Origin of the sequence: Streptococcus sp. SG1, from assembly GCF_030439935.1 — a bacterium.
Lineage (GTDB): Bacteria > Bacillota > Bacilli > Lactobacillales > Streptococcaceae > Streptococcus > Streptococcus gordonii.
The window spans coordinates 283,474-304,562 of sequence record NZ_JAQFJC010000001.1 but is presented as its reverse complement, the minus strand read 5'-3'; the positions used below and the strand labels follow the sequence as shown (position 1 = coordinate 304,562).

The following is a 21,089-nucleotide window of genomic DNA, read 5'->3' as shown; positions in this document are numbered from 1 at the left end:
TTAGGCTTGTTTGTAACGAGCATAGCAGCAGGTAATAAGTGGCAATCAATTGTATATAACACCGATAGATGGCTTCCATTTGCCGCCTATATCTTCGTGGCTCTTATTTGTGGTATTATCCAGATGAAATACCAAGATGAGAAGGAATTGCTGGAAAAAGAAAATCAGTTGTTGAATGAGCAAAATGACTTTTTGACTCTTTCATATGAAGATGCGGCTCATGATCGAGATGCACTAGTTCAAAAAGTAGTGAGCAGTAGCAATGGCAACAGTCAACTATACGCTGTTCACAAACGTTTAAATAAGAAAACAGTTGAAGAAGTGATTGCTGAAGCTGAAAAAATCATTGGAGAAGAATTTTCAACTGATGAAGTTCATTTTTATCCTTTGTCTCCTTTTTCTAACTTTAAGATAGAGCTCTATCCTCAGTTGAAAGAAGGTTTGGAAAAAGAAGCGGTTTGGATTAACAAAAAAATGCTTCCAGACTATCCTGTTTTTGCAGTAGAAATGAAAAGTGCTTCTGGGCTTCATTATCTGATATGGGTCGACGAAGTTTCTTATGATCAATTGACTTTCTCAAAACTTCATTTCCTACAGATGGTAAGTGAACTGACAGCGTCTATGGTAGACAAGGCCGGTTATTATCAAGTCTTCTCTAGCATGAATAAAGATTCTGGCCTGACCACGCATAGCAGTCCCGGCGAAATGAGGCAAGGAAACTAAAATGGAATGGATGATTACTAGTTTTTGTGTCTTTTTAGACCTAGCTTTATGCGCGTATTCGTTTATCTTATTAAAAACTAAACGGATGCAGCTGCCTCTCTTTTACATAGTCTTTCCTATTGCTCTACCCTTTTTAGGTTATATCTTACTTTGGGGCTTGAATCGTTCTGTTCAAAAGGATGAATCTGACCTTTCGCTGGTTCAAGGTGATTTCGAAGAATGGTTTGACGTAGATGACACTCAGAAAATGAGCAGGGTTGAAAGTGCCTATGATCACGTTGAAGAAATTATCCCTCTAGAAGAAGCTCTTGTCTTGCAAGACAAAGAAGTTTCTCGGTGGATGTTGGTGGAAATAGTCAGTCGGGCTCCAGCTAAGTTTATTGACTTATTGTTCCTAGCTCGTCAGGATGAGGATACAGAGGTTGTGCATTATGCGACGACCTTGATTGCGGAAATATCTCGACAATATGATATCCGTCTCCAGACACTGGATAAAAAGTACCAGGAAAATCCTTCGGATTACCGGATTCTAGCAGAATACTGTGCAGTTTTAGCAGCATACCTGCAAAAGAATCTAGTGACTAAGCGGATGGAAGAGGTCTTGCGGAAAGATTATTCCCATCTCTTAGAAAAGAAACTTCAACAAAAAGAGCAACTTTCTGATTATGTGAAATTGATAGAGAATGAACTCTTGTTGAAGCGATATGAAAGTGTTGAAAAATACTTGAATACTATTTCTCAAAAATGGCCTCAACAAGAAGAGATTTATATGCTCTATCTCAGATATTATTTTGAAACGAGACAGGGAGAAAGGTTAGAAGAATTGGTAGAAGCTATCAAAAATGGTTCTATTTATATTTCTAAAGCGAATCGAGAACGCCTCGCTTTCTGGCAATCGTAGGTTTTTAAGATGACAAAGAAAAAAAGAAAAATCTTATATTCAAAAGAATCCATTATTGTAATTGTAATCTTTCTTTTGTTATCTGCAGTTTTGTGGATTCAAAAGAGTGGTGAACAATATACAGTTAATCCTGAAAAAAACATTTATCTAAAAAATGCCCCTTCGTCTAATGCCGTATTTGACAGCTTAGCTCAGGATAATCTGGTTCTTTATGATGAAAACAATGATACAAGTCGAAGGGCAAAAGAGCAATTTACTCAGATTCTCAAAGATATGAGAATGGGGTATCGCTTGGTTGATATTTCAAAAGAGACGATTCCTATTTTTTCTGATTATAAAAAAGTAGTTGTGCTTCTGAGCGATTTGGAAGGCATGGGTGATAAGGCGCTTGAGATGGTGGATTGGGTTGAGCAGGGAGGAAATGTTCTCTTTGCTGTAACCCTCTCCAAGGACAGCAAACTAACAGAAATCGAACAAAAATTAGGCGTTTCAAGTTCTAGTTTTGAAAATGCTTATGTTAAGAAAATTTATATTGATAAAGATTTTATGATTGGTGGTGGGAAAAGCTATGCCATCGACGGGGCTTTCCATTCTGCTTGGGCAGTTACACTATCATCCGATGCCAAAGTTCACGCCTGGACAGATGATGAGGCAAAAACTCCTTTGGTCTGGGAAAAGAAACATGGTCAAGGAAAGTTTGTAGTTGATAATTTTGGCATTTATGAAAGGGCAGTACGTGGCCTCTATGCAGCTTCCTATAGCTTGATGACGTCCGCAACAGCTTATCCAGTTATTAATGGGACAACTTTTTACCTAGATGACTTCCCATCTCCAGTCCCTGCAGGAGATGCGACTTATATTAAACGTGACTATAACATGAGCATCTCAGACTTTTATACTAATATCTGGTGGCCTGATTTGTTGAAGCTGGCTGAAACTTACGGAATTAAGTATACAGGCGGGGTCATCGAAAATTATGAGGACGACACATCAGGAAATGTTCATAGCCAAAAAGACGTAGACCGATTTAAATATTTTGGTAAGTCACTTTTGGCTAATGGAGGCGAGATCAGTTACCATGGTTATAATCACCAGCCTTTAACACCTAAGGGAGTTGACTATGGTGATGAATTCCCAACCTATAAAACTTGGAAAGATAAGAAAGCTATGGCTTCTGCAATCAGTGAACTGCTCCGCTTTACGAAAGAACTCTTTCCAAAGGGGGAAAAGTCGATTTATATCCCGCCTTCAAACGTTCTATCTAAAGAAGGAAGGGAAGTTCTACGAGAAAAATTCCCAGAAATCAAGAGTATTGCTAGTAATTATTTCCCAGGCAAATTCACCTATTCACAGGAATTTGAAGTGGCAGATGATGGCATGATTGAACAACCCCGGATTGTTTCGGGTGCTTCATGGGATGCCTATTCAAAATTGACCGTATTTTCTGAGTTAAACATGCACTATGTCACTACTCATTTCCTTCATCCTGACGATGTCATGGATGAAGATCGAGGTGCGAAACTAGGCTGGTCCAAACTCTATAAAGATTTCCAAAATGAAATTGAGAGCCTATATAAAGTTGTTCCAAATATTCGACGCCTGACGGGTTCTGAAATGGCTGGAGCAGTCCAACGCTATGCCATCTTAACCATTAATCAGAATCGAACAGATACAGGCCTAGAGCTAGAACTTGGAAACTTCCATAATCAAGCTTACGTAATGATTCGATTAAACGAGGGCGAGCCTGGAAAAGTCAAGGGTGGCAAACTAGAACATTTAACAGGTAATCTCTACCTGCTGGAAGCAACATCAACCAAAGTATCTATTGAGGTCAAATAAACATAGAAGAGAAAAGAAAAATGAGAATTTGTTTGGTTTTAGAAGGTTCTTATCCCTATGTTCACGGAGGTGTATCTACTTGGATGCATCAGTATATCACCGAGATGAAAGAACACGAGTTTATCGTGTGGGTGATAGGGGCGAACGAGGAAAAGAAAGGCCAATTCGTCTACGAATTTCCTCCTAATGTAGTAGAAGTTCGAGAGGTTTTCCTAGATAGTCTAGCTGGATCAGAAGTAGGGAATAAGGAATCTGGAGATTTAACAGATGCAGAATACGAAGCCCTAAAACAATTAGTTTTTTGCGCAAAACCAGATTGGTCTTTGATTTTTAACTTGCTTCAAGATGGAAAAATCCAGCGGGATAGCTTCTTAGCTAGCGAAGAATTTTTCCAAATGATCCAGCAATTGTGTACGGAAAGATACGCCATGCAGCCAATGTCGGATGTGTTTCATACCATCCGCTCCATGCTTTTTCCGCTTTTGACCCTTTTATCTAGTGATATTCCGATTGCAGATGCATATCATGCAATTTCGACAGGATATGGTGGCATCTTGGCCACACTAGCGAGCGTTCGGACAAAGAAACCCCTTCTTTTGACTGAGCACGGGATTTATACACGGGAGCGTGAGGAAGAGATCATCCGAGCAGATTGGATTTTGCCGTCCATGCGAAAACAATGGATTGATTTTTTCTATACTCTTTCAGATGCTGTCTATTCAAAAGCAGACTGTATTACCAGCCTATTTTCAAAAGCTAGAGAAATTCAGATAGAAATGGGTTGTGATCCAGAAAAGTGTCGAGTCATTTCAAATGGAATTGATTACGAAGCTTTTTCAACAATTCCTCATGAGGGGGATGGCTTTATCAACATTGGTGCAGCGGTCCGAATGGCTCCAATAAAGGATATTAAAACCATGATTTATGCCTTTTATGAAGTGTCTGCCCAAATGCCTAATGTGCGTCTCTATGTTATGGGAGGTGTAGATGATAAAGCGTATGCTAATGAATGTTATGATCTAGTTCGAAAATTGAAGCTAGATAACCTGATTTTTACCGGCCGGGTTGACATCAAAGAATACCTCAAAAGAATGGATTTTATGATTTTAACCAGTATTTCTGAGGGACAACCTCTTTCTGTCCTAGAAGCAATGGCAGCTGGAAAAGCGTGTGTAACGACAGACGTTGGTTGCTGCAGAGAATTGCTGGAGGGAAGAGAAGACGATAATTTGGGACCAGCAGGGTATTGTGTCCCCCCTACTGATCTAAGTGGCCTAGCTGATGCTATGCTACGGATGGCTTCTGTGGAAGAAGAAAGGCTGGTGATGGGGAAAACTGCTAAAAAACGAGCCGAGCTATATTACCAATATGATCAAATGATTGACCAATATAGACAAATGTATAAGGAGTATGTGAAGTAATGGCAGGATTGGGATTTGAACTAAGAAAGGTATATAATAAGGGAAGCTTCCTGGCCAAGCAAAAAGCATATGGCTATGCAGGCATTATTTATGTTGGACCGATGATTCTTGGGATTTTACTGATTCTTGCAGTTGTTTATCTCAGTGTTTTTGGTCGTTTTGGCAACAGCGAACGCGACCATCTGTTGGGGTTGATTTCCTACTCAATCTTAGCTTCCTTAGCCATTACCAATATTTTTTCTATGGTTGTGACCCGCTATGTCTCCGATATGCTCTATGAAGAAAAGTTTGAAAGGGTTCTGCCCTCATACTTTTCTTCTGGTGCCATGATGTTGGGGATTGGCTTTGTGTCTTACGGCTTGTTCTTATTCTTATCAGGCATTCCCTTGCTGGAGATTGTTTTAAATTTGCTACTGTTTAGTGAATTATGCTTGATTTGGCATGCTGTCAATTACCTAACAGCTGTTAAAGACTATCGCAGTATCTTAAAAACATTTGCAATGGCGATCCTGATTACGCTTGGAGCAGGATTCCTCGCTTTATCCTTGTCGATCCCTTATGGTTTGCTTCTGAGTACCTGTATCGCTTATGCATATATCCTAATTCAAATGATTCGCATAATGTATCGGTATTTTCCGAAAAGCTATGAGGCCAATTTCGAGTTTCTGATCTGGTTTGATGAATATTTCAATCTTTTTAAGGTTGGAATCTATCTTTTTATTGGGCTCTTTGCCCATATTGTGATTAACTGGTTCGGACCATTGAGCAAAGGGATTGGAGGGCTTTTTCGTACGGCTCCTGTCTATGATGTGTCAGCTATGTTAGCCTATCTCGTAACCTTGGTGTCAACAGTGAGCTTTGTGGTTTCGGTAGAAGTTGTATTTTATCCGAAATTTAGGAAATATTACCAGCTGTACGATGGGGTCGGAAGTGTTGATAAAATCAACCAGACGGAAGTGGATATGCTTCGGACTCTCCGAAATGAATTGAAATATTTATCTTGGAAGCAACTCTTAGCAACCTTGCTAGCGATGTTTGTGGGGATAGTTTTGTTGGGGGTTCTACCCCTAGGCTTTAATAGTCAGATGAAAGGCTATTTTCAGACCCTTTGTTTGGGCTACGGGCTTTATGCTGTAGGAAATGTTAACTTACTCTTACTTCTTTATTTTGTAGACTATGAGGGTGCTAAGGATTGTGCCAAGTGGTTTGCAGGAATTTCAGTTATCTTTAGTATTCTGACTCAGTTTATGGATACATCTTTTATCGGTTATGGCTTTTTATTAGCTTCATTAATACTTTACTTAACAACAAGTGCTCGTTTGACTGAATATACCAAAGATCTTCCTTATCGTGTTTTAGGAAGTCAGGATGTCGTTTCACGTGAAGAAGTAGGATTCTTTACTAAGCTGTATAATACGTTGGAAGCGAGGAGAAATGATGAATAATAAGTGGGGTAAATTTCTACTAGTCTTTGGATTGATGTCCCTCGCCTTTATTCTTTTAGCAGTTTTTGATAACACAGGAAATACTGGAAAAGACAAAGTGACCCAAAAGGTGAAGAAGGAAAAGGTGCAAAATATTAATGACTTGCATCTTTATGACAAAGAAACCTTGTATAACCAAGGGGATCCGGATGTGATTACCATGTATTTGACTGTTAGACGGGGGAATACAGTCGAAAACACCAATCATTCTTGGAGTGAAGTCAACCAATATTCAGCTTATGACTATGAAAAAATGGGTGTGAAACGCTATCAAGTCGAAGGTCTCCTTCAAGTGGGCAATGAAAAAGGACCTGAGTCAGGACAGTTCGGTTTTGGAGAAGAAGTTCCCAATGCTACGGTTCAGATCCGTGGGCAGAGCTCTAGTAGAGCCAGTCAAAAGAATTATAAGGTTGAGATAAAAAGGAGCAAGGGAAGATGGGAAGGCCAACGGACTATTAACCTGAATAAGCATCCCTATGACTATCTGCGTTTCCGTAATAAGCTAGCTTTTAAGCTAATAGAAGGAATTCCGCAAATTGTAGGACTACGTACCCAATTTATCCATCTCTATGTCAAAGATGAGACAGGAGAAGAATCGAAGGGGTTTGAAGATTACGGCATCTACACGCAAGTTGAACAGTTAAATAAGACGGCTCTTGAAGCTCATGATCTTGACCAAAGCGGTCACCTTTATAAGATTAATAATTTCGAATTCTACAGAGAGCCTGATGCTATTCGAAAAGAAGATGATCCTAAATTTGATAAGAAAAAATTCGAGTCTCGTTTAGAGGTTAAAGGAGACAAGGACCATACCAAGCTTATTGACATGTTGGATAAACTAAACGATGAGTCAGTCTCAAGTGATGAGTTCCTAGAAAAATATTTTGATGCGCAAAATGTCCAGTACTGGATGGCCTTTCAGATTTTGATGGGCAATATTGACAGTCAAAACCGGAACATGTTCCTCTACAGTCCAAAGAATGGGACACGCTGGTATATCTTACCTTGGGACTTGGACGATTCCCTACACAAAAGTGAGTATGCAATTCGTAAGCCAGATGCATTGGGAGAAAATAGTTGGCAATACGGTGTCAGCAACTACTGGGGAAATCACTTGTTCCAACGCTTGCTCAAATCAGAAAGATTCAGAACTGGTTTGGAAAGAACAGTTGATGAGTTATATAAAAATCAGCTGAAACCAGAAAATATTGGCGATTTGAGTAAGAATTATGCTAAAATAGTAAAACCATATCTGTCTCGTATGCCAGATTTGGGTCATTTGTATTTTAATGAGGACCAGTATAATCAGGTCTTGGATGCTCTACCAAAAGAAGTAGAAGAAAATTATCATGATTATAAGAAGAGTCTGCAATCGCCTCAGCCATTCTACATTGACCAACCTAAAGTAGAAGGAAAGAAACTAGTCTTAAGATGGCTACCATCTTATGATTTTAATAATCAAGAGATTACCTATCACGTAGAACTTGCCAAGGATCCAAGCTTCAAAGAGAAAATACTAGATAAGAAGGGGATCAAGGAGCTCAGCATTAAGACAGACCGTTTACCTAAGGGGCAATACTTTATCCGAATTTTCGCTACAAATGAAACAGGTAATTCACAAGCGGCCTTTGACTACTATCGGACAGACACTACCAAACAATTTGGTGTCTCAGGCTTCTATGTAATGGAAGATGGGGGAATCAAGGTTGACACTTATGAAAACAGATAAAAAGGAGCAGTTTCGCCATGAAGCGAAATATCTCATCGGTTTAAAAGAAAAAGCCTTACTGACCCAACGGTTTGAGTCTATTCTAAATTTGGATAGACATGCTCAAAACGGAGGGTACACCATTCGCAGTCTTTATTTTGATGATTACTGGAATAGTAGTTATGAGGAAAAGGCTGCAGGGATTTTGATGCGAAAGAAATATCGAATTAGAATTTATAATTTTAGCGATCGTAGCATCAAGTTGGAAAGAAAGAAAAAGTTTGAAAATTATATCTATAAGGAAGCAGCACCTTTAACACGAGAAGAGGTGGAAAAAATTATTGAAGGCGACTATGGGTTTCTACTCCATAGTCCCCACCCTCTTTGTCGGGAATTTTATTTTGAATGTGTGACAAATGTTATGCGTCCCCGTGTAATTGTTGACTACGAGCGGGAACCGTGGGTTTACGATGCAGGGACAGTACGCTTGACCTTTGATTCAAATGTTCGAGCAGCTGTTGGTAGCTATGATATATTTGACCAGAACTTACCGACTATACCAGTTCTTCCGGAAGGCAAGTTGGTTTTTGAGGTGAAATATACAGAGATGCAACCGCAGATTATCAAAGATATTATTCCCCCCGGGGCTTCAGAGTTTATCGCGGTATCAAAATACGTTCTTTGCTATGAAAAGACAAGATATTTGCATGATTTTGAGTACTGGTTTGACACAGATTATTAGGAGAGATAGGAGAAAAGAATGAGTGTTCAAGATATGATTAAAAAATCAATATTAAAATCTGAGAATTTTACTTCCCAAAATGCTGTAAAAATTCTTGCCACTCTTTTATTAGCAATCGCATTAGGAGCTTTTATTTACTTTGTTTATCAGCGATTTTTCACTGGAGTAGTCTATTCAAGAAGTTTTGCCATGACCTTGATTGGGATGTCGATCTTAACAGCCATGGTTACTTTGGCAATTAGTACCAACGTTGTTATCTCTTTGGGGATGGTCGGTGCCCTTTCCATTGTGCGCTACCGGACGGCTGTAAAAGATCCCATGGACCTGCTATATTTGTTCTGGGCCATCACCACAGGAATCACAGTTGGAGCAGGTATGTATATCTTAGCCATTGTGACAGCTGTTGTTATTTTTGCAATGCTACTCATTTTTAGTCGGATGCAGCACCAAGGTAGGGTCTTCATTCTCATTATTCATTACCAAGGAGATGAAACAGGAGACCGCATCATCCAATCTTTTGGTAAGATCAAGTACTTTGTGAAATCCAAGACCCTTAGAGGAGATGCTGTTGAAATGGCAGTTGAAGTCCTCTGCAAAAAAGACGATTTCACATTTGTAGAACGCATTCGGAATATTGAACAGGTTTCAGACGTGACTCTTATCCAATATAACGGTGAGTATCACGGATAGCATGATTGGAAATGGAATGAATAAAAAGTTGCGATACAGTTTAATTATTTTAGTAGTAGCCACGATTTTTGGTAGTTTTTTCTTAACTTCCTTGAATAATAAAAAACAAGTAAACCGTACTTTTACCTACTCTGAAGAGGCAATTCCAAATCCCTTGATGGGCTATGCACCATCCGCAGAGGAATCGGAGCTTTCTGACGATGTTCAACTGGTATATATGGATGTCACTTGGAAAGAATTAGAAGCCCAAAAGGGTGTATATGATTGGGAAAAGATAGAAGAAAACAACCAGATGGAACGCTGGAAAAAGGAAGGAAAGTATATTGTTCTACGCTTTGTCTTAGACTATCCTTCCGGTACTTCTCATGAAGATATTCCTTCTTGGCTCATAAAAGAAATGTCTGATCCAGGGGACCACTATGAGTCTGACTATGGAAAAGGCTTTTCTCCTAATTATTCAGATAAAACCTTGATTTCTTATTATCAAAAAGCTGTTGCTGCTATGGGAGAGCGCTGGGCTAAAAGTGGGCAAATTGCCTTTATTCAGCTTGGGGTTCTCGGCCATTGGGGAGAATGGCACGTCAATGATGAGGTAAACATCAGAAAATTACCAGAAGCAGCAGTCCGTGAAAAATTTATCACTCCATGGACTCAAGCTTTTCCCAAAGCCAATATTTTAATGCGTCGTCCTTTTGTGGCTGCGAAGAAGCATGGCTTCGGCCTTTATAATGATATGGTAGGAGAGAAAGAAAGCACTAAGGTTTGGCTGGATTGGATAAAATCTGGTGGCGACTATGACCAGGAAGAAGCGAAGGATGGCCTTGTAGCGATGCCTGACGCCTGGCAAACTGCACCGATTGGTGGTGAGTTTACTAGTGCAGTGAGCATGAAAAACATTCTCAAGAATAATTTAGAACAAACGATTAAAGAAGTTCAACAATCGCATACAAGCTTCTTGGGACCTAAGATTGCTGAGGTACTTGATGAGAAGGATGATACGGGCTATAACGAAGTCTTGAAAAACATGGGTTATAGATTCTGGGTTCCTTCAGCGTCCTTGAAGTCACAAGGTGATGAAACCAAGCTTACTCTTACTTTAGCAAACAAAGGAGTGGCTCCTTTTTATCGGAATTGGGACACTAAGATTTATGTTCTTGATAAATCAGGGGAGATTGTAGAAACTAAGAAACTTTCTCTTGATTTGACCAAGCTTCTGCCAGATAAAGAGGAAGAGCTTGAAGTCTCACTTTCAACTTCTAATCTGATGAGTAAGGATAAGGGCTATAAGGTTGCTATAGGAATTATCTCTCCTTTAACAAACCAGCCATCTATTCGTTTTGCAAATGAAGGTCAAGAAGACCAGACTGTTCTGACTCTATATGATGCTGCAACTGATGAATAAAAAAAGAAGTGCTCTGCCTATTGCAGCACTTCTTTTTTAGCTAATTTCCGGGAACTATGTGACTAAGGTTGATTAATCAATGACCAAGACGATTTAAAGTAGGATGATTTGACAAAGCTGGTCCTTCTTGGTAGAATAAGAATGTCGTAAAGACAAATAACTTCTTCTTGGTTGCAGGCCATGCCAAACCTGCCACTCGGATGAAGCGTAAAGAAAAGGAGTATATCATGGCAATCTCAAAAGAGAAAAAAAATGAAATCATTGCACAATATGCGCGTCACGAAGGTGATACAGGTTCAGTAGAGGTTCAAGTTGCTGTCCTTACTTGGGAAATCAACCACCTTAACGAACACATCAAACAACACAAAAAAGACCACGCTACTTACCGTGGATTGATGAAGAAAATCGGTCGCCGTCGTAACTTGCTTGCATACTTGCGTAAAAACGACGTTAACCGTTACCGTGAGTTGATCAACTCTCTAGGACTTCGTCGTTAATTCAAGATACAAAGGCCGTCAAAAGCACAAAGCAAAAATAGGAAAATTGACGAAGAAACTTCAGTTTCGAGGAGATTATATCTTTTTTGCCAAGTGCTTAGGCCGTGTTCAATTGAGCACATCTTGATAATGAAGCTACTCTAAATTGGGTAGCTTTTTTCATGGATTTTAACCCGAGCTCAAATTGGCTCTCTGACTTCAGGGAGCTTTTTCTGTTCCGTCACCTTACCTTGATATACTCAAGTATTATCTTCGGTTACGGTTCCTAGCACTGTAAGGTAAAATAAACCAGAATGATCTCCCTTCGGGGAGATTTTTTATTTTCACTAGGATTTTAGCCCGAGCTCAAAACAGTTTTCTGGGTTTCGGAGCACGATTATTCGCCTTTCCCCTTAATTCGTTTTAAGATGTTCAAATGTCGTTTCCTAGTCTAATTCTTCTAATTTTTCCAAATAAAAAGTTCTTCCATAATTTTAGAAGAACTTTTTTTATCAGCAAATTTACTCTTTCAAGAATTTTTGGATGGCAGGAGCGGCAGTGATAGCAAATCTTTCGTCGATGCCATGCTCCCCACCTTCTACAGTGACTAGCTCTGCATTTGGAATCGTCTGACTGGCTTCAACCGCATACTGGTAGGGAACGACTGCATCATCAGTGCCATGGATAATCAGAGTCGGAGCTGTAATTTTGGACAGCTCAGATTGGATGTCAATACCTAAAGCATCAATTAGATAAATCTTCCCTAGAGTAACATTGTGGTTTGTCAGGTTATCGGGAAGTTGGTCGAAGTCAGGACTCCCTAGCTCATGATAGGTCTCCTTGGCATCGTCAAAAAGAACGAATGCTGGAAAGATAAGCAGGAGCTTGTGCACACGATCTGGATAAGAAGCTGCGTAGAGACTAGCAACAACCCCACCTTGACTAGCACCGAATAAGCTCATTTTACTCTTATCTACAAAGGCCTCAGAACTCAGCTTTTCCATGACTTGGGTCAAGTCTGTGAGTTCGGTCTTGACCGACATATTCAGCATATCCTGCCCGCCACTTTTAGAACGACGGCTGCCTCCGTAGAAATCAAAACTGTAAACCAGATAACCTTGCTTTGCCAACAGCTGGCTGTACATTTCATATTGCTCAAGGGTGTTGTTTAATCCATGTGCAATAACAATAGTCGGTAATTTTTTACTCTTGTAGTCACGAGGAGCAGTAATCTTTCCGTATAGCTGCTTGTCGTCGTATGAAACACTATAGTCTTCAGACACGATATCTTCTGTCGGAGTCGGTTGCTTGTCACTCTTCTCACTAGAAGCTGTTTGTGTACTTTCGCGCTTAGGAGGAGTATGAATTGGTTTGGTTTGGGACAAGTAGAAGAAAAGTACAAGTCCGGTTAAGCCCAAGGTTGCTAAGAAAGCCCAAATATACTTCATAGTTCTCTCCTTTCAGTATTTGTAGTATTATAGCGGAAATGAAGTTATTTTACAAGGAGAGAGAGTTCTTGTTTTTGACTTTTCTAGATTTCATGCAAGAAAATCCAATTTAGTCATCTCGGCGAGATTCCGATAATCTTGAATTTTTTAGAAAATCTTGCTAGACTGTAGCTACTAAGATAAAAACACAGTTCTGGTTGGTAGTCCAGACGCAAAAAGTCTATTTTTGTCAGTAACCTTCCTCCTTGGTTGTCCATTCTTAGGGATTTTTAAAGGAGGTGCTGTCATGGATAAGATTTCAATGACGCTGACAGTCTATTTTGAAGAGGGATTTTGGCACGGTCTTTTCGAGCGGGAACATGCTCAGTCTTATAGAGTTTGCCGAGTCACCTTTGGCGCAGAGCCAAGTATGCAGGAGCTGTTGGATTTTCTAAACCGTTATTATCATCGATTGCAGTTTAGTCCTAGCATCAGGGTGAAGGAGAAGGCTAAGTCCATCAGTCCCAAACGCTTGCAGAGACAGGCTAAAAAGGAGCAGATGGCTTCACGGTCTTCAAAGTCCCAGGAAGCGCTGAAGCTGCAATTTGAAGAGCAAAAGAAAATCGCTCAAGTCAAGCGCAAGCAGCAGAAAGAACTGGCTAAGCAAAGGAAATTCGAACTCAAACAGCAAAAACGATTGGAAAAACACAAGGGGCATTGATCATGCTTTTTCTTATTTACATAAAAAGTCTTCCGATGGGAGGCTTTTTCATTTGCTAGGCAATCAGTGAGTAACTTTAAAAGTGAATGAATTTCTCTGAGTCGTTTCATTTGACAGATGTAATAAAGATGGTTACAATATAATCGTAAAATAAAAAATTACAAGAGTAATTTGAAAAAGGAGAAGTTATGATTGAAATTACTTATTTGGATGCTGTCAAGCAAGAACGCAAGATGACCTTTGAGTCCTATCAAGCATTTGAACAGTCTCAGCAGGCCTGCTTGATTGGGGTTGCGGATTATTATCCGGTTCAGAAACTGACCTATAATGGGCACGATTTGGATTATCATGGGACTTATGGCGATGTATTCTTTTTCCTGATGAAGCAGGATTTGACAAAGTTTGATTAAAAGGAGATAAAAATAATGGTAAAAGCAATTACAGATGCAACATTTGAGCAAGAAACAAAGAATGGCTTAGTTTTAGTTGATTTTTGGGCGACATGGTGTGGACCTTGTCGAATGCAAGGGCCAGTGCTAGATAGACTGTCGGAAGAATTTTCAGAAGATAAACTTAAAATTGTCAAAATAGATGTGGATGAAAATCCACTGACAGCTCGATCCTTTGGAATTATGTCTATTCCAACACTTCTATTTAAAAAGGATGGCCAAGTGGTTAAACAAGTTGCAGGTGTTCATACTGCAGAACAAATCAAGGCTATCGTTGCTGAATTGAGTTAAAATCAATACACTCCTGTGAGTAAAATGGGAGTGTATTTTAATTTTTAAAGAAAAAGCCCTGTTCCTCAAGATAAGGAGCAAGGCTCTTTTTATTTTCGATTATTCTTCTGTTCCAAGAAGGGTTTTGGCAACTACAGCTGCAAGAAGGCCACCAACAATTGGTGCCAAGATGAAGATCCAAACTTGTTGCAAGGCTACACCACCTACAAGAAGAGCTGGAGCCAAGCTACGAGCTGGATTAACTGAGAGGCCAGTGATATTGAGACCAACCAAGATCATCACTACCAAAGTCAAAGCAATTACAAGACCAGCGATAGAGCTGTTCCCTTTGCTTGAAGAAGTTACAGTCATGATAACCAAGACAAACAAGAAGGTTGCAATGACTTCAAATAAGAAGCCACCAAAGACGGTTACACCATTTGCCAAGGCATTTTCACCTAGGCTGGCAGTTGGCATACCTGAGTTAGCCAAGAGGAAGTATACTGTCGCTGAAGCAATAAAAGCCCCAAGAACTTGTGCAAGGATGTAGTTGACAAGATCCTTAGACGATAAACGCTTGTTTGCAAACATAGCAATAGATACTGCAGGATTGAGGTGAGCTCCGGAAATCGTACCGATAGAGTAAGCAGCAGCAACGATTGACAAACCAAAGGCAAGGGCAATTCCAAGATGACCAAGGCCCTCTACACCATTACCAAAAACAACTGCGCCTGTTCCTACAAACACAAGCATGAATGTACCGATTAATTCAGCAAAAAACTTTTTCATTTTCTGTCTCCTTTTTCTAAAACTAAGCACTAGTCTATCAAAAGAAGTAATCGGATTCAAGAAAAGTGACTTGAAAATTTTTTGAAAATCATAAAACGACTAGCTTATCCTTAGTATTGAAAAGATTGAATAGATTTTCTCAACTCGTTTTGAGAAGGACCCTTTGCTTTATTTAGTGCTATCATTTTAATAGACAAGATTTGAAATTTAAAAATGGACAAAACACAACACTGCTTGACTTTAGAGCAAACAAGTGACTTTATGTTTAGCGATTAAAAAGAAGCTAAGTTTCAAACAAGAAGGGAATAGAAACTATATTTTTTATAATATTTTAGAATTTATTTATATAAAAAGTCATTAAGATAAGTTTTGTCATGGTATACTAGATGGTAGGTAAGAATCATTATTAGAAAAGGAGAATAGTATGAGAAAGAAGATAAGAATTTATTTCTTAGTAAGTTTAATAACTTTAGCAGTTGCTCTTGTTGGATGTTCGTCTAAATCGACTGATACTGCTAAAAATGCATTATATCACAAGACAGATGTGACTGGACCTGCTGCATCATTTGATTGGAATGCAAAAGTTGGCCCTGTTTCCTATGAGAAAACGTATGTTGAAACAAATAGTGGAAAGGAAGTCACTACAACCTTAGATGGTGTTAAAAAGGCGGCTGACGATCTTGAAAAAAAGAAAAAGGAGATTACCAATCCCAAGGTACAAGCGGCTTTGAAATTAGTAGATGCTGTTTTTGTTAATCAAAAGAATTTCGATTTGGTTTTAAAATCAAGAGGCGCTAGCAATCAAGAAGAATTTTTTGATAAGTTATGGAATGATGTCATAGCTCCTGTATTGTCTGAACGTTATGCAACTTTTTCAAAGGATACAGTTTTTAAGTATAAGGGAGAAAGTTACCCACTCAAGGTATACGCGCCAATGTTTTTCAAGGTAAACACTAATGCCTTGGGAAAAGCTGGAGCATACACTCTTGAAGATTACAAAGTAGAAGGCGATATGGTCTATTTGAAATTTAAGGCTCCATCTGTAGATGTCTATCAGTACGAGGTTAAGGCATCTTATCATCAGGATAATCAAGAATTCTTCCAAGGCTTGATAGATGAACACAATAAGGTTGTTGAAACCAACTATTCTAAAGGCTTGATTATTCGATTTGTCTACCAGTTAGCTGCTCTAGATTTTAAAGCAGATAACTATGTGAATTTACAGGGAATGGATTATTATGACACTAGTACTCATTATTTGGCAATTAAGGTTGATAGTAAAGGAAATGCTAAGATAGATAAAGAAAATATCGCTAATCTTTTACAAATCAATATGAAACCAGCGAATGAAGCTAATAAAGGTAAATTCGAATAAGCTGCTACCAGAGTCTTGAATGGACTCTTCGAACCCGCATACTCCAACCTCTTGCTAGTTGGACATTTAGTAGATGGAATTTTTCTAAATTGCAAAAAAATCACCCGTTTCAGGTGATTTTTTGTGTAGTCTGGTTTTAGATGATAAATACTCTTAAATCCATCATAGGTAAAAGCTTTTATTTTCCAACCTCTTCGCTAAAGGCAATAATCAGATCATCTGTATCCGACAATAATTAAATGGTGTCGCGAAGTGGTTAAGCATATACATATTGCCTTGAGGACGAAATAGATAAAGGGAAAATTTTTCTTGTGCATTTTTTTATATTATTCTTTACTTGTGTGTCTTTTTCCAGAGGCAATGGCATCAGCTTCAGTCATTGACACGACTCTATCAAAACGTGTATTTGATGGCATATTCTCCATACTATACCAATATACATCTGCAGTTCCGTTTCGAGCGACATAAACAGTTCTTGTTTGTTGCTGTTCTGCTGCCAGTCTTGCAGTTTCTTGGCGTGCTTCCTCTGCAAGGCGTGCTTCTTCAGCCCGTTGGTTAATTGCATTTTGCACTCGTCCAATGCGATCCGTCAAGTTAGATTTTGTAGTTGGATCTGCAACGCGTTCGACCGCTACCTGTGCCGGAGAAATATTGTCTGCGACCTGATTATTTTCAAGCTGTTGGACAGCCTGATTGGCTTCTTCAACAATTTTCTTAGTCTCTGCTTCTTTACGTGCTTGTTCCTCGCGAGCTTTTTTCTCTTCTTCCTGCTTTTGTTTCTGAGCTTCCTTTAGCTCTTTTTCTTTACGTTCTTTCTCTTGTTTTTCTTTTTCTTTTTTACTGCTAGATGCTGTAGAGCTACTAGTTTGTGATGACGATGAGCTAGTCGAGGAACTATTAGATGTAAATTTTGTTACCTGACTTTGTTCTGTCTGCTCTTTAATAACATCAGGAGTTAACTTCCCTACTGCATAGGTTCCTAGTATTCCGACAATAGTGACAGCAATGGCGATATTGCGCTTTCGAATATTCGGTTTTCGTTTAGAGAAGCGCCAAATACCAAAGCATCCTCCTAGGAACATCAATGGCATGGTGATTGGTGCAAGAATGATGATGAAGAGAACTGCCAGAACAAGCAATATTTTCTTCAAGGTCTGCTTTTCAAAAAAATTTTTCATAATTTTTCTCCCTTCGGATATATATCCAAGGACATCATATCACAAAAAGGAAGCGTTTTCAATAGATATTTTTGTAAAATTTTAAAATATAGATTTGATTTTGTTCTTTAAAAGAACTAAAAATCAGACCCAGATGAATAATCCAAGTCTGATTCTAAATATATAGTCTTACTCCCCCAACTCTTCGCTGTAGGCAATAATTTGATCGACTGTGTCGGACAAGAACTGGATGGTGTCGCGGAGTGGTTTGTCTGTCGAAATATCTGCTCCGATAATCATAGCTGACTCAAGTGGAGTCTTGCTGCCGCCAGATTTGAGCAGCTCAAGCCAGTCACGGGCGCCATTTTCGTCATTTTTCAGATGTAGGTAGCCAGCGGTAGAGATGACCAAGCCTGCGGAGTAAGTATAGCTGTAGAGTCCCATGTAGTAGTGGGCTTGGCGCATCCAAGTTAAGGCAGCATCGTCGTCAATTTCAACGGCATCGCCCCAGAAGTCCGTCAAGACTTCTTTCATGATAGCGTTGAGTTTGCTTGCGCCGAAGGTTCCGCCTTCTTCAATCAAAGTATAGACCTTGCGTTGGAAGGCAGCTTCCAGCAAGTGGGTGATGAAGTTGTGGAAGTAAGTATCCGTCAGACGGTGAGCTAGGGCAAAGCGTTTCTGGCGTGGGTTATCAAATTGGCGCTCCAGATAATCGCTGAGCAGGAGCTCATTAAAGGTAGACGGAGCTTCCACATAGTAGGTGGACATGTGGGCGTTGAAATAGCTTTGGTGATTGTCAGAGAAGATAAACTGACCGGAGTGGCCAATCTCGTGAATCAGAGTATAGACATCGCTCATGCGACCAGTCCAGCTCATGAGGACATAAGGGTGAACCCGATAAGGATCCGCAGCATAGCCTCCAGAGTCTTTTCCCGCATTGGCCGCAAAGTCGACCCAGCGTTCTTCCTTATAGCGGGCAACTTCTTGACAATACTCTTGTCCGAGTGGCTCGACTGACTTCATGACTAGGTCGTAGGCATCATCGATGCTGACTTCGGGATTGAGTTCGCTGTCCAAGTCCAGCTTCCAGTCGGCAAAGGTCATTTTTTCAAGTCCGTTTACCTTAGCGACATGCTTGAGGTATTTTTGAGCTACTGGGGCAAATTCGCTCATGATCAAGTCAATCTGCCGGTCAAACATAGAGCGATCAACTTCTTGCTCAGCTAGTAGGTAGTCAAAGACAGAGTCATAGCCCTTCATGTCAGCCAGTAGTTTTTCAGACTTGACCTGAGCCAGATAGGCAGCTGCAGCAGCATTTTGGTGCTTACGAAGGCCTTCAGAGAAAGAGCGGAAAGATTTTTCGCGAATTTCTGCGTTTTCATGGTTTTGGTAGAAATTCTCATAGGTGACAAAGCTGTTTTTGTATACTTTGCCGTCCACTTCAAAGTCAGCCATAGCAAAGTCGCCAGCCCGCATCTTAGTGTAAATATCCTGAGGACTGTAGAAGACTTCGCCCAGATTAGTCAGAGCTTTTTCGACATCTGCTCCCAGATAGTGGGCTTTTTTGATTTTAGCTTGGCGGATAGCTGAAGTCAGATGGGGCTCTTGGCCCAGTTTTTCTAAGATAGCTTCATCTGCACCGACCAGGGCGTCGTCAAAGAAGCTGAGTGCGACATTGGCATCGGTCTCAAACTCCATAGCTGCTTGGGCAATCTGCGCAAAGCTCTCGTCACCAAAGTCAGTGGTCTGTGGCATAAAGCCGTAGTTGCCGATGTGGCTGATTTGGATATAAATCTGCTCTAACTCAGCAAATGCCTGTTCAAAATCTTCGAAAGTGCTGAGCTTGCCTTGGTAATCACGGACGAATTTTTTGATATCCTCTCTTGCCTTCTCGATGGCCCGGAGGAAGTCCTCTTGGTCTTGGTAAAGGGCCGTTAGGTCCCAGAGTTCATTTTCTGGAAATTCAGAACGATGTTTTTGTTCCATAGTATACTCCTTTTGTCATATATAGAAATAGTATAGCAAAAAATCCCCCAAAATGTCTTTGGGGGAGGAAGGATAAGTCAGTATTTTTTAAGTGTTTATCAGGTCAAGGATAAAAGTCAATTTTTCTTTGCTGCAATCCTTTTAAAAAGCAGTAGATAAGACAAGAAGACGAAGAGAACCAAGCCCAATAAAAGGGTGAAGACGTTTTGAGTTCCTTTTGTCATATTGGGAGCTTGGTTGGCGATGACAGCTGTAACTGCAGTACCTATAGCGCCCGCAAAGGTCTGGGCTAGCTGAAAGAGCGCGGTCGTATCTGCAGTCTTTCCTTTATCAACTTGAGTCGTGGCTAGAGCTAGTGTGTTATTAAAAGCCATGTTTCGCCCCAAGGTAAAGCAAATATAAATCGCAATAACAGCTGTTAAGGTGAGTTCTTTTGTGAAGAGAAGGAGCAAGAGGACAGCTAGGAAAAGAAGTGAATTGCCTGTAAAAAGGGTTAGTTTCGGTCCTTTTGTATCATAGAGTTTGCCAAAGGCAGGAGATAGGAAGGCTCCGAGCATGGTTCCTGGAAGCAGTGCAAAGCCTGCCTGAGCGGTTGAAATGTCTTTTTCTATGACTAGGAAGTTGGGAATCAGAAAATTGGCCGATAGGTTGATAAATTGAAAAATGAAGAAGGGCAAAATAGCCAATAAGACTGTTGGTTGCTTTAAGATACGAATATCTAGGAATGGATGATCGATTTTCAAGCTCCGATAGATGAAGCAAGCTAGTGGCACTATGCAGAGAACAAGATAGAGCCAATCGATATGTCCTTCTTCTAAGCTAGAGATAGCTACAATGGCAAAGACGAGTGAGCTTGCTAAGAGGAGAAATGAGAGAAGATCAAAGATGCGTTTCCTAGACTTCTCGGAATTTCTTAAAAAGAAAAAGCCAAGAATAAAGGAAATGATTGGGACAGGAAGAATAAAGGTATAAATCATATGCCAGTCAAAACGACTAATCATAAAACCACCGTAAGTCGGGCCAATTGCTGGTGCTAGGCTGACCACCATCCCAGACAAGCCCATATAGGTTCCGATTTTTTGCTTAGGAACACGCTCAACAATCAAGTTAAAGAGCAAAGGAATGGCTAATCCAGTAGCTCCTCCTTGTAGGATTCTCCCTATCATCAAGATGGGAAAGCTTGAAGCCAACATGGCAATCAGTGTGCCCAGGCAAAAGTTGGCCAAAGCGGTAAAGAGGATGGTTCTCTCTTTCCAATTGTGGGCTAGGGTCGCTCCTAAAGTAATTGTAATAGCCACTGCTAACAAATACCCTGTCGTAATCCATTGCAGTGTTCCCAATCCTAAGCCAAAGACCTTACTTAGATGCGGGAAGGTTACGTTCATACTGGTTTCAGATAAGATGCCTGCAAAGCAGACTAAGGCTGTTGCAAGGAGCGAGAAAAAATCTTTCTTTTCAACTGTTTGATGATTTGGCACGATTGTCTCCTTTATATGTTTGAAATGAGTTACTGTATTTATTATAAAGCA

At 40.0% G+C, this 21,089-nt stretch carries 18 protein-coding genes and 1 pseudogene; 14 read left to right on the top strand and 5 right to left on the bottom strand.

All coding sequences use genetic code 11. The features are described 5' to 3' along the window. The 10 genes and pseudogenes from PCY06_RS01465 to rpsO all read left to right on the top strand — a co-directional run. Positions 1–723: pseudogene (locus tag PCY06_RS01465) on the top strand (hypothetical protein); the annotation flags it as partial. Between the two features lies 1 nt (position 724). Then, on the top strand, positions 725–1,624 hold the full coding sequence (locus PCY06_RS01460) for a hypothetical protein (RefSeq protein ID WP_125399864.1): 900 nt from the start codon (positions 725–727) through the stop codon (positions 1,622–1,624). Between the two features lie 9 nt (positions 1,625–1,633). Continuing rightward, positions 1,634–3,463, top strand: coding sequence for a DUF2194 domain-containing protein (locus PCY06_RS01455; protein ID WP_125399866.1), 1,830 nt, complete (start codon positions 1,634–1,636; stop codon positions 3,461–3,463). A gap of 20 nt (positions 3,464–3,483) precedes the next feature. Then, complete coding sequence (gene pelF, locus PCY06_RS01450) at positions 3,484–4,884, top strand: GT4 family glycosyltransferase PelF (protein WP_061596153.1); 1,401 nt, start codon at positions 3,484–3,486, stop codon at positions 4,882–4,884. Continuing rightward, positions 4,884–6,329: an exopolysaccharide Pel transporter PelG gene (gene pelG / locus PCY06_RS01445; protein ID WP_061595675.1), complete on the top strand. Its 1,446-nt coding sequence runs from the start codon at positions 4,884–4,886 to the stop codon at positions 6,327–6,329. The genes pelF and pelG overlap by 1 nt, the downstream gene beginning before the upstream one ends. Continuing rightward, entirely contained in the window at positions 6,322–8,097 is a 1,776-nt protein-coding gene (locus PCY06_RS01440) for a CotH kinase family protein (protein ID WP_048777349.1), read from the top strand. Before pelG ends, PCY06_RS01440 begins: the two co-directional genes overlap by 8 nt. Further along, positions 8,084–8,818, top strand: a complete 735-nt coding sequence (locus PCY06_RS01435) for a polyphosphate polymerase domain-containing protein (RefSeq protein WP_185758161.1) — start codon at positions 8,084–8,086, stop codon at positions 8,816–8,818. The genes PCY06_RS01440 and PCY06_RS01435 overlap by 14 nt, the downstream gene beginning before the upstream one ends. Positions 8,819–8,836: 18 nt before the next feature. Further along, entirely contained in the window at positions 8,837–9,508 is a 672-nt protein-coding gene (locus tag PCY06_RS01430) for a DUF4956 domain-containing protein (protein ID WP_045505526.1), read from the top strand. Positions 9,509–9,524: 16 nt separating this feature from the next. Continuing rightward, positions 9,525–10,910, top strand: a complete 1,386-nt coding sequence (locus PCY06_RS01425; RefSeq protein WP_105165084.1) for a DUF4832 domain-containing protein — start codon at positions 9,525–9,527, stop codon at positions 10,908–10,910. Positions 10,911–11,137: 227 nt separating this feature from the next. Continuing rightward, positions 11,138–11,407 carry a 30S ribosomal protein S15 gene (gene rpsO / locus PCY06_RS01420; protein WP_001018251.1) on the top strand — a complete coding sequence of 90 codons (270 nt, stop codon included), beginning with the start codon at positions 11,138–11,140 and terminating at the stop codon, positions 11,405–11,407. A gap of 500 nt (positions 11,408–11,907) precedes the next feature. Here rpsO and PCY06_RS01415 read toward each other — a convergent pair whose 3' ends face one another. Next, positions 11,908–12,834, bottom strand: coding sequence for a S9 family peptidase (locus PCY06_RS01415; RefSeq protein WP_061596152.1), 927 nt, complete (start codon positions 12,832–12,834; stop codon positions 11,908–11,910). 286 nt (positions 12,835–13,120) lie between these two features. Here PCY06_RS01415 and PCY06_RS01410 point away from each other — a divergent pair, with 286 nt between their 5' ends. The 3 genes from PCY06_RS01410 (at position 13,121) to trxA (ending at position 14,274) form a co-directional block, all read left to right on the top strand. Next, positions 13,121–13,534 (top strand): YjdF family protein, encoded by a 414-nt coding sequence (locus PCY06_RS01410; RefSeq protein ID WP_008808354.1) that lies wholly within the window; start codon positions 13,121–13,123, stop codon positions 13,532–13,534. Positions 13,535–13,722: 188 nt separating this feature from the next. Next, positions 13,723–13,944 (top strand): DUF4649 family protein, encoded by a 222-nt coding sequence (locus PCY06_RS01405; RefSeq protein ID WP_008808355.1) that lies wholly within the window; start codon positions 13,723–13,725, stop codon positions 13,942–13,944. Positions 13,945–13,959: 15 nt separating this feature from the next. Beyond that, positions 13,960–14,274, top strand: a complete 315-nt coding sequence (gene trxA / locus PCY06_RS01400; protein WP_048777345.1) for a thioredoxin — start codon at positions 13,960–13,962, stop codon at positions 14,272–14,274. A 99-nt stretch (positions 14,275–14,373) separates the two neighbouring features. On the opposite strand, the gene PCY06_RS01395 is transcribed toward trxA, so the two are convergent. Then, positions 14,374–15,042 carry an MIP/aquaporin family protein gene (locus PCY06_RS01395; protein ID WP_061584614.1) on the bottom strand — a complete coding sequence of 223 codons (669 nt, stop codon included), beginning with the start codon at positions 15,040–15,042 and terminating at the stop codon, positions 14,374–14,376. 424 nt (positions 15,043–15,466) lie between these two features. On the opposite strand from PCY06_RS01395, the gene PCY06_RS01390 reads away from it, so the two are divergent. Then, a complete protein-coding gene (locus PCY06_RS01390; protein ID WP_061596151.1) occupies positions 15,467–16,417 on the top strand; it encodes a hypothetical protein in 951 nt (316 codons plus the stop codon). 326 nt (positions 16,418–16,743) lie between these two features. Here PCY06_RS01390 and PCY06_RS01385 read toward each other — a convergent pair whose 3' ends face one another. The 3 genes from PCY06_RS01385 to PCY06_RS01375 all read right to left on the bottom strand — a co-directional run bounded on the left by PCY06_RS01385 (position 16,744) and on the right by PCY06_RS01375 (position 21,038). Then, positions 16,744–17,595, bottom strand: coding sequence for a hypothetical protein (locus PCY06_RS01385; RefSeq protein ID WP_061596150.1), 852 nt, complete (start codon positions 17,593–17,595; stop codon positions 16,744–16,746). Positions 17,596–17,763: 168 nt separating this feature from the next. Then, a complete protein-coding gene (pepF, locus tag PCY06_RS01380) occupies positions 17,764–19,560 on the bottom strand; it encodes an oligoendopeptidase F (protein ID WP_082307210.1) in 1,797 nt (598 codons plus the stop codon). Between the two features lie 116 nt (positions 19,561–19,676). Continuing rightward, positions 19,677–21,038 carry an MFS transporter gene (locus PCY06_RS01375; protein WP_082307209.1) on the bottom strand — a complete coding sequence of 454 codons (1,362 nt, stop codon included), beginning with the start codon at positions 21,036–21,038 and terminating at the stop codon, positions 19,677–19,679. Positions 21,039–21,089 lie beyond the last annotated feature (51 nt).

Bases quoted from the DNA above. Each gene is read 5' to 3' on its own strand.
- PCY06_RS01430 (WP_045505526.1), top strand. From the start codon at position 8,837: ATGAGTGTTCAAGATATGATTAAAAAATCAATATTAAAATCTGAGAAT.
- PCY06_RS01395 (WP_061584614.1), bottom strand. From the start codon at position 15,042: ATGAAAAAGTTTTTTGCTGAATTAATCGGTACATTCATGCTTGTGTTT.
- PCY06_RS01435 (WP_185758161.1), top strand. From the start codon at position 8,084: ATGAAAACAGATAAAAAGGAGCAGTTTCGCCATGAAGCGAAATATCTC.
- PCY06_RS01415 (WP_061596152.1), bottom strand. From the start codon at position 12,834: ATGAAGTATATTTGGGCTTTCTTAGCAACCTTGGGCTTAACCGGACTT.
- PCY06_RS01425 (WP_105165084.1), top strand. From the start codon at position 9,525: ATGAATAAAAAGTTGCGATACAGTTTAATTATTTTAGTAGTAGCCACG.
- PCY06_RS01390 (WP_061596151.1), top strand. From the start codon at position 15,467: ATGAGAAAGAAGATAAGAATTTATTTCTTAGTAAGTTTAATAACTTTA.
- PCY06_RS01455 (WP_125399866.1), top strand. From the start codon at position 1,634: ATGACAAAGAAAAAAAGAAAAATCTTATATTCAAAAGAATCCATTATT.
- PCY06_RS01385 (WP_061596150.1), bottom strand. From the start codon at position 17,595: ATGAAAAATTTTTTTGAAAAGCAGACCTTGAAGAAAATATTGCTTGTT.
- PCY06_RS01440 (WP_048777349.1), top strand. From the start codon at position 6,322: ATGAATAATAAGTGGGGTAAATTTCTACTAGTCTTTGGATTGATGTCC.
- PCY06_RS01410 (WP_008808354.1), top strand. From the start codon at position 13,121: ATGGATAAGATTTCAATGACGCTGACAGTCTATTTTGAAGAGGGATTT.
- pelF (WP_061596153.1), top strand. From the start codon at position 3,484: ATGAGAATTTGTTTGGTTTTAGAAGGTTCTTATCCCTATGTTCACGGA.
- PCY06_RS01460 (WP_125399864.1), top strand. From the start codon at position 725: ATGGAATGGATGATTACTAGTTTTTGTGTCTTTTTAGACCTAGCTTTA.
- PCY06_RS01405 (WP_008808355.1), top strand. From the start codon at position 13,723: ATGATTGAAATTACTTATTTGGATGCTGTCAAGCAAGAACGCAAGATG.
- rpsO (WP_001018251.1), top strand. From the start codon at position 11,138: ATGGCAATCTCAAAAGAGAAAAAAAATGAAATCATTGCACAATATGCG.
- pelG (WP_061595675.1), top strand. From the start codon at position 4,884: ATGGCAGGATTGGGATTTGAACTAAGAAAGGTATATAATAAGGGAAGC.
- pepF (WP_082307210.1), bottom strand. From the start codon at position 19,560: ATGGAACAAAAACATCGTTCTGAATTTCCAGAAAATGAACTCTGGGAC.
- trxA (WP_048777345.1), top strand. From the start codon at position 13,960: ATGGTAAAAGCAATTACAGATGCAACATTTGAGCAAGAAACAAAGAAT.